The organism is Dyella psychrodurans (genome assembly GCF_003363265.1).
In the GTDB taxonomy this organism is placed as follows: Bacteria; Pseudomonadota; Gammaproteobacteria; order Xanthomonadales; family Rhodanobacteraceae; genus Dyella_B; species Dyella_B psychrodurans.
On the sequence record NZ_QRBF01000003.1, the window covers coordinates 222,097 to 238,038 of the forward strand.

A 15,942-nucleotide genomic window follows, 5' to 3' on the forward strand; every position below is an offset into this window, starting at 1 on the left:
GACCACTTATGACGATCCGACTGCTTTCCGGCAAGGATGCATTGGCCTATCAGACACTGCGCCTTCTGGCACTGAAGGAAAACCCCGCTGCGTTTAGCGCCAGCTATGAGGACGAGGTGAATCGTTCGCTGGACGACGTGGCTGCTCGCATATCGCCTGCGGCAGATGGCTCCGTCTTCATGCTGGGAGCGTTTGATGCGGACAACATGGCCGGATTCGTCGCGGTTATTCACCCACAGCGGGCCAAGTTACGCCACTGTACTGAAGTGGCAGGCATGTTTGTCGCGCCCATGTATCGCCGGCGCGGATATGGGCAGGCCTTATTGCAGGCTGCGATTGACCGTGCCCGATCCATCGCCGGCGTTCGCCAGGTCAAGCTAGGCGTGAATGCCACCAACACTGCTGCGAAGGCACTGTACGAATCGGCAGGGTTTGAGCGTTTTGGCATCGAGCCCGACGCCCTGTGCGTTAACGGAAAATTCTTCGGCGAGGAGCACTATCTGCTTCGCCTGACTCCTGCCGATTCGGGAAGCATTACTGCTGGCGATTGAGGAGACAGGCCGGCCACTCATCGAACGATGACGGTACACACATGTATTCGCTTATCGCCGCCAATACCGTGCTGCTGTTTCACCTGGCATTTATCCTGTTCGCGACGCTCGGGGCACTGCTCGCCTTGAAGTGGCGATGGATTCTTTTCCTGCAATTGCCCGCTGCGGCCTGGGGATTTTTTGTCGAGTATTCCGGCCGGATCTGCCCGCTTACGGAGCTTGAGAATTATTTTCGCCAGCGTGCCGGAGAGGCAGGTTATGGCGAAGGCTTTATCGAGCATTACTTGCTGGCAACGATTTATCCGAATGGGCTTACGAGAGAGATTCAATTCGCGCTGGGCGCGTTCGTCGTCATCGTCAATTTTTCCATCTATGCCTTGCTGCTTATGCGCCGGCGGGTGCGATAGAGACGAACCGGGGCTGGGCGTTTTCGCGATGTTAATCAGGAGGTCGCGCCATGCAACGTAACTATGCACTGATATCGAGCGTCGTATTCGGCCTGGTGACCGTTCTGCAAATCACCCGCGTGCTGGAGCAATGGCCGGTACAGATCGGGCCGATCCAAATACCCTTATGGTTTTCGTGGATTGCCGCCATCTTCGCCGCAAGCCTTTGCATTTGGGGCTTCCGGTCAGCGCGCGGATAATATCCGCCTGAAGCGCACCCATCCTGGAGAGCAACAATGTGGTACCGCGGAGGTTGTCATTGCGGAGCCGTGCAATTCGAAGTGGAAGCGCCTGAAAGAATTGCATGCGAGGACTGCAATTGCTCGATCTGCGCGAAGTCGGGCTATTTGCACCTGATCGTTTCAAAGTCGCGATTCAAGCTATTGCAGGGCGAGGAAAGCCTTACGACTTACTCGTTCAATACAGGCACCGCCAAGCATCTCTTCTGCAAAATCTGCGGGATCAAATCGTTCTACGTTCCCCGATCCAATCCCGATGGCTATGACGTCAACGTACGCTGCCTGGAACCTCTGCCCGCGAACTTGGACATCAGAACGTTCGATGGGCGCAACTGGGAGCTGCACGGCGCAAAGCTCGCCCATTTGAGCAGGGATGAATGACGCGGCAAGCCGATAACGCGAATCTTATCCCCGGCGCAAGGCACGATGTGCGATGTCTCGGCGGCAGAACGCGCCATCGAAGTGGATCTTGCTCACCGCGTCATAGGCATGTTCGCGTGCGGCAGCGATGTCCTTGCCGAGTGCGCACACGGTCAACACGCGGCCGCCCGCCGTGATCGGCTGCCCCTGCGCGTCGAGCCTGGTGCCTGCCTGGAATACTTTGACTTCGGCGCCAAATGCCTGATCCAGGCCTTCGATGACATCGCCACTTCTGACTTTGCCCGGATAACCGCCCGCCGCCATCACCACGCCGATGGAAGGGCGCGCATCCCATTGCACGTGCGTGTGATGCAGTTCGCCGTCCAGCGCCGCCTCGATCAATTCGACCAGATCGGATTTCAACCGCATCATGATCGGCTGCGTTTCCGGATCGCCGAAGCGCACATTGAATTCGATCACCTTCGGCGCGCCATGCTTGTCGATCATCAAGCCGGCGTAGAGAAAACCGATGAAGGGCGCGCCTTCGGATGCCATGCCGTGCAGCGTGGGTTCGATCACTTCCTTGAGAATGCGCTTTTCCACCTCGGGCGTGACGACCGGTGCGGGCGAGTACGCCCCCATGCCGCCGGTGTTGGGGCCGAGATCGTTGTCGTCGCGGCGCTTGTGATCCTGGCTGCTGGCCATGGGCAGCGCGTGGCTGCCGTCGCTCATGACGATGTAGCTGGCTTCTTCGCCATCGAGGAATTCTTCGATGACGACACGCGCGGAGGCATCGCCGAACGCGTGCGCGCCGAGCATGTCGTGCAACGCGAGTTCGGCATCGCCCAGCGTCAGTGCCACGACGACACCTTTGCCAGCAGCCAGGCCATCGGCCTTGATCACGATCGGCGCGCCGTGCTCGCGCACATAGGCGAGCGCTTTGTTGAGTTCGGTGAACACCGCGTAGCGCGCGGTGGGGATGTTGTGGCGAAGCAGGAAGTCCTTGGCAAAGGCCTTGGAGCCTTCGAGCTGCGCGGCAATGGCGCGCGGCCCGAAGATGCGCATGCCCGCTGCCCGGAATTTGTCGACGACGCCGGCCACCAACGGTACTTCGGGCCCAACGACGGTGAGCTCCACCTTTTCGGCTTTGGCCAGTTTCAGCAACCCTTCGATATCGGTCACGGCCACGTCGGCGTTGCGCAGGCCGCGCTCATGCGCAGTGCCGGCGTTGCCCGGGGCGACGATCACTTCGCTGACGCGCGGGGACTGCTTGAGCTTCCACGCCAGCGCGTGTTCGCGGCCGCCGTTGCCGATAACCATGACTTTCATGCTGTGGACTCCGTGACTGCGGGCGCCTGGGGTGGGGGCGCGAGCCGGCTATTGTAGCGGGAGGATGGTGGGGCTTTTGAGGGCTGCGCCGGCGCGTGGCTCCCCCGCACTCCCCTGCGTGCAGGGGAGGAAGTGTCAGGCGGGAATGTGGCGGGCCAGCAGGTCGAGCAAAGCGGCGCGCGGGAGCTTGCCGGTTTCGTTGCGCGGCAGGGCTTCGACCAGGCGCAAGGGACGCGGCAGGAAAACCGGGTCGATCGAGGCGCGCAGGGCGTCGAGGATGATGGATTCGTCCAGCGTGGGCGCCACTGCCAGCGCGGCGATGCGGCGCACGCCGATGGCATCGGCATCGTCGAGCTGGAATATCACGCCATCCTCCACGCCCGGGATTGCCAGCAGGCGCCGGGTGAGGTCGCCGAGCGAGGCACGCTTGCCGGCGATTTCCAGCAGATCGGCGTGACGGCCGCACAGTTCGAAGCGCCGGCCTTCATCGTGCAGCGTCACGATATCCGCCAGCGTGGCGGGGGCATCGAGCTGCGGCGCTTCGATTTGCGTGCCGTCGGGTTGCGGATGCAGGTGCACGCCGTGATACAGCGACCAGAGGCTATCGGCGGTGACGCGACGCGACGCGAAGGCACAGGTTTCGGTGGAGCCGAACACTTCCAGCAGTGGCGCGTCGAAATGTTGTTCGGCCTTCGCCGCGAGTTCCGGTGGCATCGGCGCGGTGGCGGAGAGCATCGCCGCCAAAGACGGCAGGCGCACGCCCGATTCGACCAGCGCGCGCAGATGCACGGGCGTGGTGACCAGCACGCGTGGCGCCGGCATCGCTTCCAATGCCGTGGCGATATCGGCCGGGAAGAACGGGCGACCGGAATGCACCTGCACGTCGCCGAGCAACGGCAGCAGCACCGACATTTCGATGCCATAGATGTGCTGCGGGGGCACGGTGGCGACCACCGAGAACCGCTCGCCGACAACGTTGTGCAGCATGCGCAGGTTCCCGGCCGTGCTCGCTTGCAGACTGCACCAGGACTTGGCGTTAGGACGCGGCGTGCCGGTGGAGCCGGAGGTGTAACCCACGGCCACGGTCTGCTTCGCGGGAATGGATGGCCATTCGACCGACGCCGGAGCATCGAGCGGCAACGGCGGCAGTGCGTGATAGCGATGCGGTGCGGGGTCCATGGGACGGTCACCCACCGCATGACAACCAGGATGGGCAGCCATCACCTCTTCCACGGCATGCGGCGCGCGCGACGGCGGCAGCAGATTGGCCTGCCCGCGCAAGGCGATGGCGCAGAAGGCGACAAGGAAAGCGTAACGGTCTTCGCACAGGTTCACGGCCGCGGTCGCAGTGGGCAACAGCGCGGCGACGTGCTCGACATGCGCGATGAACTGCGCGGCGCTGATCGGCTGCCCGTCATGCACGGCCACCACGCGACGCGGATCGTCCACCTTCAACAAAGGCAGCAGGCGCTCCGCTTCATCGCGTTGATAGGTGTCGTAGACGATCGCCACGCCGCGCACTCCAGTGTTGTTCTACCGATGCAATAAACCCCACCCCGGCCGAATCGGCCGGTTGCTGCCCCAAGCAGGATGATCTGCTACGCCCCCATATCCTCATGGTCGCCGCTGAATCGGCACCTACCGTGCCGGCCACCGCGTTCTGCAGGATTCAGGTTCGGATGATACCGCCTGTCAGCGCATCCCGGATGGTGGTGGGCGTGGCCGCGCCGCCGAGCGGGGCGTCGAGCACGCCGTCCAGCGCGTCGCCGAAATAACGAGCCAGGGTCGCCAGATCGCGGGCCGGGGGCTCGCCGTGCGGGTTGGCGCTGGTGGATACCAGGGCGCCTCCGTAGGCGCGGCAGAGCGCTGCCGCAGGGGCATGTGCCGTGACGCGCAAGGCGATGCCGGCGTGTGCGCCGGCGACCCAGTCGGGCACCGCATCGCTGCGGGGGAACACCCAGGTGAAGGGTCCCGGCCAGCTGGCGTGGACCTGAACCATCACTTCCGCGGGCACCTTGGCGGTGTCGATGTAGCGCTCGACCTGCGCGAAGTCCGCTGCGACCAGCAGCACGCCCTGCGTGGCAGGACGTTGCTTGAGTTCGAAGATGCGCTCGAAGGCCTTGCGGTCGTGCGGATCACAGCCGAGACCGAAGACGGCTTCGGTGGGATAGGCGATGACGCCGCCGCGATGCAGCACGTCGGCGGCAGCAGGGAGTTCGGCGGTTGTGTAGTGGTGGGGCATGCTTTTCTTCCTCTCCCCCGCGGGAGAGAGGAGGCAGGTCCTGCGAAATGTCTAGACTTCGGCTTTTTTGGCGGCGGTTTTCTTCGTAGCCGTCTTTTTGGTCGCGGTTTTCTTCGCGGCGGTTTTCTTGGTCGCGGTTTTCTTCGTGGCAGCTTTCCTGGTCGCCGTCTTCTTGGCCGCAGATGCGGCTTTCTTGGCGGCGGCCTTCTTGGCGAAGCGGCCTTTCTTGACCGGTGCGGCAGCCAGCAACTCCATGCACTGCGCTTCGGTCAGGTCTTTCGGTTCCTGATCCTTCGGAATGCGCGCGTTCTTTTCGCCGTCGGTGATGTACGGACCGAAGCGACCATTGAGCACCTGCACGCCGTTGCCGAAATCCTTGATGATGCGGTTGGCGATGAGGTCCAGCTTTTCCTGCACGATCTGCAGCGCGCGCGGAAGTTCGATGGTGTACGGGTCGTCCTCGGCCTTCAGCGACGCATAGGTGCTGCCCTGCTTCACGAAGGGCCCGAAGCGACCGATGCCGACACTGACTTCATCGCCGTTTTCGGCATGACCCAGCTTGCGCGGCAGCTTGAAGAGCTCGAGTGATTCTTCCAGCGTGATCGTGTGCATGCTCTGGCCGGGACGCAGCGAGGCGAACTGCAGCTTTTCGTCCGTGTCCTTGTCGCCGATCTGCGCGTACGGTCCATAACGCCCCAGGCGCACGGAGACCGGCTTGCCAGATTTCGGATCGCTGCCTAGTTCACGAGCACCGGTCGCTTCGCTGCGGTCGACCGATTCGGTCTTCTCTTCCACCTGCTGCTTGAACGGCTGCCAGAAGCGACGCATCAGCGGCACCCAGGCCTCTTCGCCGCGGCTCACGGCGTCGAGCTCGTCTTCGAGCTTGGCGGTGAAGTCGTAATCGACGTAGCGCGTGAAATGCTGGGTGAGGAAGTTGCTGACCGCACGGCCTACGTCCGTCGGTTTGAAGCGGCGGTTATCGAGCAGCACGTATTCGCGGTTCTGCAGCACCTGGATGATGCTGGCGTACGTGGACGGCCGGCCGATGCCGTATTCCTCCAGCGCCTTCACCAGGCTCGCCTCGGAATAGCGCGGCGGCGGTTCGGTGAAATGCTGGTCGGCGTCGATGTCGTGCAACGGCACGTCTTCGCCTTTTTCCAGCTTCGGCAGGCGGCGGCCTTCGTCGTCGTCCTCGGCGCTCTTCTGGTCGCGGCCTTCCTCGTAGACGGCGAGGAAGCCAGGATCGACCACGGTGGTGCCGGTCGCGCGAAACGCGGCGTCGCCGCCCTTGACGTGCTTGAGATCGAAATCCACCGACACCGTGTTCAAGGTGGCGTGCATCATCTGGCAGGCGACGGTGCGCTTCCAGATCAGCTCGTAGAGCTTGCGCTGTTCATCGTTGAGGTACGCGGCCACTTCGCGCGGCGTGCGCATCGCGGAGGTGGGACGGATCGCCTCGTGCGCTTCCTGTGCGTTCTTGGATTTGGTGCGGTAGACCTGCGGATGATCCGGCAGCGACTTGTTGCCGTAGTCGCGTGCGATCAGCTGGCGCAACTCGCCGACCGCGTCGTCCGACAGCGCCGTGGAGTCGGTACGCATGTAGGTGATCAGACCGACATTGCCTTCGCTGCCAAGGCCCACGCCTTCATACAGACCCTGCGCGACCTTCATCGTGCGGCTGGTGCCGAAGCCGAGCTTGCGCGCGGCTTCCTGCTGCAACGTGGACGTGGTGAACGGCGGCGCGGGGCGACGCTTGCGCTCCTTGCTGCCGACTTCGCTGACCGTGAGGCGGCCGTGCGCGGCTTCTTTCAGCGCAGCGCGCGCCGCCATCGCGTCGGCCTCGTTGGTGAGGTCGAACTGTTCGAACTTTTTGCCGTGCAGCTTGGTGAGACGCGCGCTGAAGTCGCCGGCGGCGTGCTTCAACTGAGCTTCCACGGTCCAGTATTCGCGCGCGACGAAGGCTTCGATTTCCTCTTCGCGCTCCACGATCATGCGCAGCGCCGGGCTCTGCACGCGACCGGCCGAAAGACCGCGCTGCACTTTGCGCCACAGCACGGGCGAGAGATTGAAGCCCACCAGGTAGTCGAGCGCACGACGTGCCTGCTGCGCATCGACCAGGTCGTGCGACAACGCGCGCGGCGCGGCGACGGCAGCCTTGATCGCCTTGGGCGTGATCTCGGAGAACACCACGCGGTGCAGCTGCTTGCCCTTGTCCAGGCCGCGCTCCTTGAGGATCTCGCTGATGTGCCAGCTGATCGCCTCGCCTTCGCGGTCCAAGTCGGTCGCCAGATAAATGTCGTCGGCGAGTTTGGCGGCCTTCGCGATCGCATCGACGTGTTTCTCGTTGCGCTCGATCACCTCGTACTTCATGGCGAAGTTGTGCTCGGGGTCGACCGCGCCTTCCTTCGGCCTCAGGTCGCGGACATGGCCGTAGGAGGCCAGGACCTGAAAGTCCTTGCCGAGGTATTTGTTGATCGTCTTGGCTTTGGCCGGCGACTCAACGATGAGCAGGTTCTTTGCCATGTGGCTTGGTTATCCAGGTTCCATCCGCGGTCGTACGGTAGCCGCGCTATATATAGTTGGAAGCACGCCCACTCGACGACTGTCAAGCGCGCTGGTGTGAAATCGCGGCCTGGCGCCCCTTTTGAGGAACCCGGCTCAGGCGTCCGGCAGTCGTTGGTAGCGACCGCCCGGCAAACCCTCGACGCATCCCTCCAGCTCCAGCATGAGTAGCATGGATGACAGGACGGCGGCGACCTGCCCGGTTCGCGTTACCAGCTCGTCCAGCGCCACGGGATCGTGTCCAAGCACGTCCAGCAGGCGCTGGTAGTCCGGATCGGCGCGCCAGCCACCTGACGCCGCGCGAGTGCCTTTCCCGGGCGCCACCGTCGGCTGTTCGAGGCGCTGGGCCAGCTCGGCACCCAGCGCCCGCGCGGCGGGAACAAGGGATTCGACGATTTCCGAAGCGCTTTCGACCAGCCGCGCACCATCCCTGATCAGGCGGTGGCAGCCACGAGCGAGCGGATTATGGATGGAACCGGGCACGGCGAATACCTCCCGCGCATGCTCGGCCGCCAACCGGGCCGTTATAAGGGAGCCCGACTGCAACCCCGCCTCGATCACCAGGGTACCCAGCGACAATCCCGCGATGATGCGGTTGCGACGTGGAAAGTGGTCCGCACGCGCCGCGGTGCCGGGAGGAAATTCGCTGACCAGCAGGCCATGGGCCTCCACCCGCGAGGACAACTCGCGGTTTTTCCGCGGGTAGACCAGATCGGGGCCGGTACCGATCACGGCGATCGTCGGTCGATCGGCATCGAGGGTCGCCTCGTGCGCGGCGGCGTCGATGCCGTCAGCCAGGCCACTGGTTACCACGAACCCAGCCAGAGCCAGGCTGCGGGCAAACGTGCGTGCGTTGGTTTTTCCGGCCGTGCTCGCGCTGCGTGCACCAACGATCGCCACCTGCGGATGAAGCAGGAGGCTGGCGTCGCCACTCAGGAACAACGCTGCGGGCGGCTGGGAAATCGTCTCCAGCTGCGGCGGAAAATCCGCTTCGGTGTAGCGCAACAGTCGATGGCCGGGCGCGGCCAGCCATGCCAGGTCGGCGGCGATTCTTTCTTTATCGGGCTCATCCAGCCATGCCTGCGCGCTGGCATCGAGCGCGGATGCGTGGCGCCGCATCTGGCTGAGCACCTCTCCGATACAGCCCTGCGCCGCCGCCAACCGTTCGCGCAACCCCGCCGAACCCAGCCCTGGCGTGCGCAGGGCGACCAACCAATCGCGTAACTCGGCTTCCTCGCTCATGGCGCGAGTCTACGCGAGGGCCGGAAACAACAACGGCGCGGGATGACCGCGCCGTTGTGTGGGTCGATGACGCCAGGATCTACTCCGGCATCTTCGCGAGGGCACCCATTTTGACGGGCTTGAGACCATCCATTACCACGCCGTAGCTGACACGGTCGAAGGTGCGGAAGATCATCACGTGCCCGACGTATTCGTCCGGCAAGGTCACGAACTTGTGGTTGTAGCGGCTCCAGCTGGAATGCGCCACGTCGTCCGGCACCTGCTCGCCGGGCTGCCACAGCGAGAACGTGGTGCCGTTGTCGACGCCATCTTTCGAGCCGATCGACAACACCACGACATCGTTCGGACCGACCTGATTCAGGCGTTCCTGGGCGTAGGCGATCACGCGGCCGTTCGCCGGCAAGGTCTTGGGCGGATGCGGGTAGTAGTACGGATCGTACGGCGAATCGTTGACTGGCATCAGCCGATCGCCGGCGCGGATTTCCATGATCGAACTGAGCAGCAACAGGGTGGACGGATCGCCGCCACGCAGCACTTCCGCCGTGCCGATCACAGTGACTTCCATCGCGAGCGTCTTGCCACGGAAAGCATGGTTTGGCCGGGAGTTGCCGATGTCGGTCTTCCACTCTTCATTCCACGGCGACTTCCCGGTGGCGACGTCGCTCTCCGCGATATTGGCGGCCATCTCGTCGCTTTCCTGCGCTTCGTCGCCGCCGTAGGTACGGAAAACGTGGGTCGGGCGCACGATGGCCCAGCGCTGGCCGGGCTGCGCGTCAAGGTTGCGGACGTAGATGTTGCGGCCCGAGGTGCCGGTGAGATCACCTTCCTCGAAGCCCATCACGTAGGGCGCGTTCTTGACCTCGTCCGGATCCACGACGCGGGAATCCTTGAGGTACGCCTTCAGCTGATCGACGGGAATCGCCGGAATGGCCTCACCTTCGTGGTGAATCGCCGGCTCCAGACGCAGCGACGGTCCGCCGTTGATGAAGGACAGATCGAGCACGTCACCCGGATAGATGAGGTGCGGATTACGAACTTGCGGATTGGCCTGCCAGATCTCTGGCCAGAGCCAGGGCTTGGACAGGAAACGAGCCGAAATGCCCCAGAGCGTATCGCCGCGATGCACGGTATAGCTGTCGGGATGGTCGGCGCGAAGTTGCGTACCGGCCGCATAAACGGCCACTGTGACCAGCATGCCAGCCAGCAGCCCGATGGACTTTCTGATCATAAACGGGAATCCCCCCTCCCCCGACGCTCGGGCGAGTGTAACCGAACCATTAACCCAAGCAACACGTTCCAGTTCGCAAATTCTTCTGCCTACAACAGCTTGAACCACGTACAATAAGCACATTCTAGACTGCGCTAGGGCTGGTTTTTCACCAATTCGCCCGCACTTTCAGCGCCCGAGGTAAGCGCCATGTCCGTTCTGACCATTCTCGAATTCCCCGACCCCCGTCTGCGTACTAAGGCCGCGCCGGTCACCGTCTTCGATGCCGCATTGAAGCAGTTCGTCGATGACATGTTCGAGACGATGTACGCCGCCAACGGCGTGGGTCTGGCCGCGACCCAGGTCAACGTGCACAAGCGCGTGCTGGTGGCCGACATGAGCGATGAGCGCAACCAGCCGCTTGCCCTGATCAATGCCGAGATCCTGGAAAAGGATGGCACGCAGGTCTACCAGGAAGGCTGCCTGTCCTTCCCGGGCATCTATGCCGACGTGACCCGCGCGCTCAAGGTGAAAGTGCGCGCGCAGGATGTCGAAGGCAAAACCTTCGAGCTGGAAGTGGAAGGCCCGCTCGCCGTGTGCATCCAGCATGAGATGGATCATCTGGCCGGCAAGGTGTTCGTCGACTATCTGTCGCCGCTCAAACGCTCGATCCTGCTCAAGCGCATGGAGAAGCAGCGCAAGCAGGCGGCCAGCGCTTGAGTCTGCGCGTTGTCTTTGCCGGTACGCCGGAGTTTTCCGTCCCTTGTCTCGAAGCGTGCCGCGCCAGCGGCGCCGAAGTCGTGGCCGTCTACACACAACCGGATCGTCCCGCCGGTCGCGGACGCAAGCTCACGCCAAGCCCCGTGAAGCAGGCCGCGCTTGGCGCAGGCATTCCGGTCGAACAACCCGAAACGCTTAAAACCATCGAAGCGCGCGAAACGCTTGCGGCTTATCGTCCTGACTTGATGGTGGTGGTGGCGTACGGCCTGATCCTGTCGCGCAAGGTGCTCGCGATACCGCGACTCGGCTGCTGGAACGTGCACGCAAGCCTGCTGCCGCGCTGGCGCGGCGCCGCGCCGATCCAGCGTGCGATTCTTGCCGGCGATACGGAAAGCGGCGTCGACCTGATGCAAATGGAGGCCGGCCTCGACACTGGCCCCGTGCTGTTGGAGCGCCGCACACCCATTACGCGCGAAGACACCGGTGGCTCGCTGCACGACCGACTCTCGCAACTCGGTGCCGAAGCGCTGACCGAAGGCCTGCGTCGAGCGATGGCGGGCGAATCGCTGCGCGCGAAACCGCAACCCGAGGACGGCGTGATCTACGCGCACAAACTCGAAAAAGCCGAGGCACGGCTCGATTTCTCATGCGCAGCCATCGCACTGGAGCGCCAGGTGCGCGCCTTCGATCCATGGCCGGTCGCCGAAGGCGACCTCGCCGGGGAAAACGTGCGCATCTGGGCCGCACACGCGCTCGATGAAAACCACCGTGGAACACCTGGCCACGTCATCGCCGCGCAACGCGACGGCATCGACATCGCCTGTGGCGAAGGCGTGTTGCGCGTGACCTCGCTGCAACGCGCCGGCGGCAAGCGCATCTCCGCAGCCGACTATCTCAACGCGCGACCCGAATTGCGCGGCGCGCGATGAACGACACCCGCGCTCTCGCCGCGCAGGCACTGGCGGACGTCGCCTTGCGCGGCATGTCGCTGCGCGAGGCCATGGAGCAACGCGCGCCGAAGCTGAGCGATCCGCGCGATCGCGCCTTGTTGATGGCCTTGCTGAGCGATGGCGCACGCTGGTGGCTGCGCTTCGACGCCGCACTAGACCACCTCCTCGACAAGCCGCTGCGTCGCAAAGAGCCCGAGGTTCACGCACTGCTGGTGCTGGGCCTGGTGCAACTGGAAATACTCGAGCTGCAGGATTACGCGGCGGTCGCCGCCACGGTGGAAGCCACACGCGCACTTCATCGTCCGCGACTGTCGGGCCTGGTCAATGCCATCTTGCGTCGCTGGCAGCGCGAACGCGAAAACCTGCTCGCCCAACTCGACGCCAACGCGGAAACGCGCCATGCAATGCCGCGCTGGCTGGCCGATGTCATCCGCGCCGATTGGCCGCAGCAAGTCGACGCCGTACTCGCTGACAGCAACCGCGAACCGCCGCTGATGTTGCGCGCCAATCGCCGCCGCGCAACGCGCGACACCGTGGTCGATGCATTGCGCAACGCAGGTTACGGCGCCGATGCGCATCCATGGCTGTCGGATGCCATCGTGCTGCCGCACAGCAGCGATGTGACGCGCATGCCGGGATTTACGCAAGGATGGTTCGCCGTGCAGGACGGTGCCGCGCAAGTTGCCGCCGACCTGGCCGACGTGCGCGACGGGCAGCGTGTACTCGACGCCTGCGCCGCCCCGGGCGGCAAGGCCTGCCATCTGCTGGAGCGCGCGGACATCGCGCTGACCGCCCTGGAATTCGACGCCGACCGCACCGCACGCATCCGCCAGAACCTGGACCGCCTCGGCCTGCACGCCGAGGTATGCGTGGGCGACGCGGGCGATCCGTCCACATGGTGGGACGGCAAACCGTTCGATCGCATCCTGATCGACGCACCCTGCTCAGCCACCGGCGTGCTGCGCCGGCGGCCGGACGTGCGCCTGCACCGCCGCGCCAGCGATATCGACGCACTGGTGTCGCAACAACAGCGCATTCTCGCCGCACTATGGCCGCTGCTTGCGCCCGGCGGACGCCTCGTCTACGTGACATGCTCGTTGCTGCGCGCGGAGAACGAGGCGGTGGTCGCCCGTTTCCTGGCCGACCGCAACGACGCGAACGCGGTGCCCGTGACATTGCCCGTGGGGCAAGCCGCCGCCACGGGCTGGCAGATTCTTCCTGGCGATGGCGATCTCGACGGCATGTACTATGCCGTGCTCGAACGCCGGTGACGTCTGCGCAAATGCGGACCACCCCCTCCAACCTCCTCCGTAAGCAGGTGGAGGAGAACGTAGTCGGATGCCTTTGATGCCAACTTCCGCCAACGCCACACCGCAGGAACGCCGCCTATTCTGGCTGCTGGCCGCGTTCGCCCTGCTGATGCTCGGCATCGGCATCGGGCTGCGCGATCCCTGGCCTTCCGACGAACCGCGCTTCACGCTGGCCGCCAAGCAGATGGTGGAAAGCGGCGATTGGCTCTTCCCGCATCGCGGCGTCGAGCTGTATGCCGACAAACCGCCGATGCTGATGTGGCTGGAAGCCGCGAGCTTCGAAATCGTGCGCAGCTGGCGCATCGCCTTCATGCTGCCGTCGCTGCTGTCCGCGCTGGGCACGCTATGGCTGGTCTACGACCTGGGCCGGCGGCTGTGGACGCGCAAGGTGGGCATGTACGCGGCGATGGGCGTGTTGATGTGCGTGCAGTTCATATTTCAGGCCAAGCGCGCGCAGATCGACCCGCTGGTGGTCTTCTTCATCACCGCGGCCAACTGGGGTTTGCTGCGGCACACCCTGTGCGGTCCGAACTGGCGCGCTTACTGGTTCGGCTGCTTCTGCGCCGGCCTCGGCGTGATCACCAAGGGCGTGGGATTTCTCGCCCTGTTCATGCTGCTCCCATACGTGTGGGCCAGTCTGCGCAAATGGAACGGCGTGGCGACGATGGGCAGCAACGCCTGGTGGCGCTGGCTGCTCGGTTTGGCGGCGACGCTGGCCGCCATCGGCGTGTGGCTGGTGCCGATGCTGCTTGCCGCGCATGCGCACGCCGACGATCCGCGCTACACGGCGTATGTGAACAACATCCTGTTCCATCAGACCGCGGGCCGCTACGCCCACGCCTGGCATCACATCCATTCGGCGTTCTATTACCTGCCGATCATGCTCTACAACTGGCTGCCGCTCTCGCTCACCTATCCCGGCACGCTGCCGCGCTGGTGGCGCGCGTTGAAAGCGAAGGATGCGCGCATCCTGGTACCGCTGGGCTGGATCGTGCTGGTGCTGCTGTTCTTCAGCGCCTCGGCCGGCAAGCGCGACGTGTACATCCTGCCGATCCTGCCGATGCTGGCCTTGATCACCGCGCCGTATCTGGACGAACTGCTCGCGACACGTTGGTTGCGCGCGCTCTGCGCGTTGTTCGCCGCGCTGATAGGCACCGGCATGCTGGCGCTGGGCGTTTACGCATTGATCGCACATCCCGCCTTCGCCACCAAGCTCGCTTTCGATCGCGGCTTCGAAGGGCCGGAAAACAGCCTGTGGTGGATGTGCATCGTCATCGGCGCCGCGCAATGGATATTGCTCGCCATCTTCCGGTTGCGCCGCGCGCACTGGGCGGTCGCGGGCGGCATGCTGGCGTTGTGGATGATGTGGGGCACATGGGCCTATGCGCTGCTCAACGACAGCAGTTCCTCGGTCGGTCTGATGAACGCGGTACGTACACATCTGGGGCCACAGGATGAAATCGGCCTGGTCGACTGGAAAGAACAGAACAAGCTGATGCTCGACCATCCTTCCACCGATTTCGGCTTTACCGCGCCGACGACGTTGCAGTTCACGCGCGCCGCGGCATGGCAGGCTGCTGCGCCCGCCACGCGCTGGCTGTTTGCGCAGGATCCCGCCATGGGCGATTGCGTCCAGCGCGACAAGGCGATCAACATCGGTCATGCCAATCGTCGCAACTGGTGGCTGTTCAAGGCCGATGCGGTCGTGCCCGGCTGCGTGCCGTCGGAACACTCCGATGCGGATGACCCCGGCGAATAATCGATCATGGCCAATATCAACCTCATCGCACGCGACAACGGCGCCGGACTCACCCGGGATATGCATCTGCTCGCGGGCCTGCTCCGCGAAGGCGGCCACGACGTCACGATCACCGGGCTCGGCCACCGCAGCCGCCTGAGCAATCGCCTGCGCCGTCTCTACGCGCGCCTGCGAAGGCTGTTTCGCGGGTGGTTCAGCGGCAAGCTCAATGCGCGTTACGACATCAACATCATGCTCGAACACGTGCGTCCGGAATCCTTCGATCAGGCACACGTGAACATCCTGGTGCCGAATCCGGAATGGTTCCGCGAAGAATGGCTGCGTGAATTGCCGCACATCGACCTGATCTTCGCCAAGACGCGCCATGCCGAGCGCATCTTCAGCGAACTCGGCTGCCGCACCATGTTCGTCGGCTTCACCGGCTCGGATTATCTGGACGCCAACGTGACGCGAGCGCCCACGTTCTTCCATGGCCCGGGACGCAGCGGCAACAAGGGCACGCTGCCGCTGCTGGAGCTGTGGGCGCAGCATCCCGAGTGGCCGCAGCTGACCATCGTGTGGCGGCGCAAGCATCTGGAGTTGCCGCCGATTCCCGCCAATGTGCAACTGATTCGCGACTATCTGCCCGAAGCCGAACTGCGCCGCTTGCACAACGCCCACACGTTCCATCTCTGCCCGTCGCAAACCGAAGGTTTCGGTCATTCGCTGATCGAGAGCCTGAGCACGGGCTGCGTCACCATCACCACCGACGCCGAACCGATGAACGAACTGGTCACGACCGAACGCGGTGTTGTGGTCGGTGCGCACCAGGCCGGCACACAGGAACTGGCCACGCTGTACGACTTCGACCTCGATGCCATGCGCGATACCGTCGAACGCTGCATCGCCATGACGCAGGACGAACAGGCATCGCTGGGCAAAGCCGCGCGCGAATGGTACGAGGCCAACGACCGCGCGTTCCGACAGCAATTCCTGGAAGCCATCGCCGCCGCAACACCCCCGGCACCCGAAACCTGAGACCGGCG

At 64.1% G+C, this 15,942-nt stretch carries 15 protein-coding genes; 9 read left to right on the forward strand and 6 right to left on the reverse strand.

The genetic code is table 11. The features are described from left to right. Window positions 1-8: 8 nt before the first annotated feature. Genes DWU99_RS10140 through DWU99_RS10155 form a run of 4 tightly spaced genes read left to right on the forward strand, consistent with a single transcriptional unit; the run spans window position 9 to window position 1,617 of the window. Window positions 9-551, forward strand: a complete 543-nt coding sequence (locus DWU99_RS10140; RefSeq protein WP_115477909.1) for a GNAT family N-acetyltransferase — start codon at window positions 9-11, stop codon at window positions 549-551. 41 nt (window positions 552-592) lie between these two features. Beyond that, complete coding sequence (locus DWU99_RS10145; RefSeq protein ID WP_115477910.1) at window positions 593-958, forward strand: DUF2784 domain-containing protein; 366 nt, start codon at window positions 593-595, stop codon at window positions 956-958. Between the two features lie 50 nt (window positions 959-1,008). Then, complete coding sequence (locus tag DWU99_RS10150) at window positions 1,009-1,197, forward strand: hypothetical protein (RefSeq protein WP_115477911.1); 189 nt, start codon at window positions 1,009-1,011, stop codon at window positions 1,195-1,197. A 36-nt stretch (window positions 1,198-1,233) separates the two neighbouring features. Then, a complete protein-coding gene (locus DWU99_RS10155; RefSeq protein ID WP_115477912.1) occupies window positions 1,234-1,617 on the forward strand; it encodes a GFA family protein in 384 nt (127 codons plus the stop codon). Between the two features lie 24 nt (window positions 1,618-1,641). Here the strand turns inward: DWU99_RS10155 and purD are convergent, their stop codons facing one another. The 6 genes from purD to DWU99_RS10185 all read right to left on the reverse strand — a co-directional run bounded on the left by purD (window position 1,642) and on the right by DWU99_RS10185 (window position 10,199). Then, entirely contained in the window at window positions 1,642-2,925 is a 1,284-nt protein-coding gene (purD, locus tag DWU99_RS10160) for a phosphoribosylamine--glycine ligase (RefSeq protein WP_115477913.1), read from the reverse strand. A 135-nt stretch (window positions 2,926-3,060) separates the two neighbouring features. Beyond that, the gene (locus DWU99_RS10165) at window positions 3,061-4,437 is read right to left on the reverse strand and encodes an AMP-binding protein (protein ID WP_115477914.1); all 1,377 of its coding nucleotides are present in this window, start codon (window positions 4,435-4,437) and stop codon (window positions 3,061-3,063) included. A 157-nt stretch (window positions 4,438-4,594) separates the two neighbouring features. Continuing rightward, window positions 4,595-5,167, reverse strand: coding sequence for an L-threonylcarbamoyladenylate synthase type 1 TsaC (gene tsaC, locus DWU99_RS10170; protein ID WP_115477915.1), 573 nt, complete (start codon window positions 5,165-5,167; stop codon window positions 4,595-4,597). Window positions 5,168-5,218: 51 nt separating this feature from the next. After that, the gene (locus tag DWU99_RS10175) at window positions 5,219-7,690 is read right to left on the reverse strand and encodes a DNA topoisomerase I (protein ID WP_115477916.1); all 2,472 of its coding nucleotides are present in this window, start codon (window positions 7,688-7,690) and stop codon (window positions 5,219-5,221) included. 135 nt (window positions 7,691-7,825) lie between these two features. Continuing rightward, entirely contained in the window at window positions 7,826-8,971 is a 1,146-nt protein-coding gene (gene dprA, locus DWU99_RS10180) for a DNA-processing protein DprA (protein WP_115477917.1), read from the reverse strand. Between the two features lie 79 nt (window positions 8,972-9,050). After that, window positions 9,051-10,199 (reverse strand): LysM peptidoglycan-binding domain-containing protein, encoded by a 1,149-nt coding sequence (locus DWU99_RS10185; RefSeq protein WP_115477918.1) that lies wholly within the window; start codon window positions 10,197-10,199, stop codon window positions 9,051-9,053. A gap of 189 nt (window positions 10,200-10,388) precedes the next feature. Here DWU99_RS10185 and def point away from each other — a divergent pair, with 189 nt between their 5' ends. From def to DWU99_RS10210, 5 genes are all read left to right on the forward strand, one after another. Next, a complete protein-coding gene (gene def / locus DWU99_RS10190) occupies window positions 10,389-10,898 on the forward strand; it encodes a peptide deformylase (protein ID WP_115477919.1) in 510 nt (169 codons plus the stop codon). 2 nt (window positions 10,899-10,900) lie between these two features. Then, the gene (gene fmt / locus DWU99_RS10195; protein WP_115478179.1) at window positions 10,901-11,827 is read left to right on the forward strand and encodes a methionyl-tRNA formyltransferase; all 927 of its coding nucleotides are present in this window, start codon (window positions 10,901-10,903) and stop codon (window positions 11,825-11,827) included. Continuing rightward, complete coding sequence (gene rsmB / locus DWU99_RS10200) at window positions 11,824-13,119, forward strand: 16S rRNA (cytosine(967)-C(5))-methyltransferase RsmB (RefSeq protein WP_115477920.1); 1,296 nt, start codon at window positions 11,824-11,826, stop codon at window positions 13,117-13,119. The genes fmt and rsmB overlap by 4 nt, the downstream gene beginning before the upstream one ends. A gap of 76 nt (window positions 13,120-13,195) precedes the next feature. After that, window positions 13,196-14,917, forward strand: a complete 1,722-nt coding sequence (locus tag DWU99_RS10205; RefSeq protein WP_115478180.1) for an ArnT family glycosyltransferase — start codon at window positions 13,196-13,198, stop codon at window positions 14,915-14,917. A 6-nt stretch (window positions 14,918-14,923) separates the two neighbouring features. Then, window positions 14,924-15,934, forward strand: coding sequence for a glycosyltransferase (locus tag DWU99_RS10210; RefSeq protein ID WP_115477921.1), 1,011 nt, complete (start codon window positions 14,924-14,926; stop codon window positions 15,932-15,934). The last annotated feature ends 8 nt before the right edge of the window (window positions 15,935-15,942 follow it).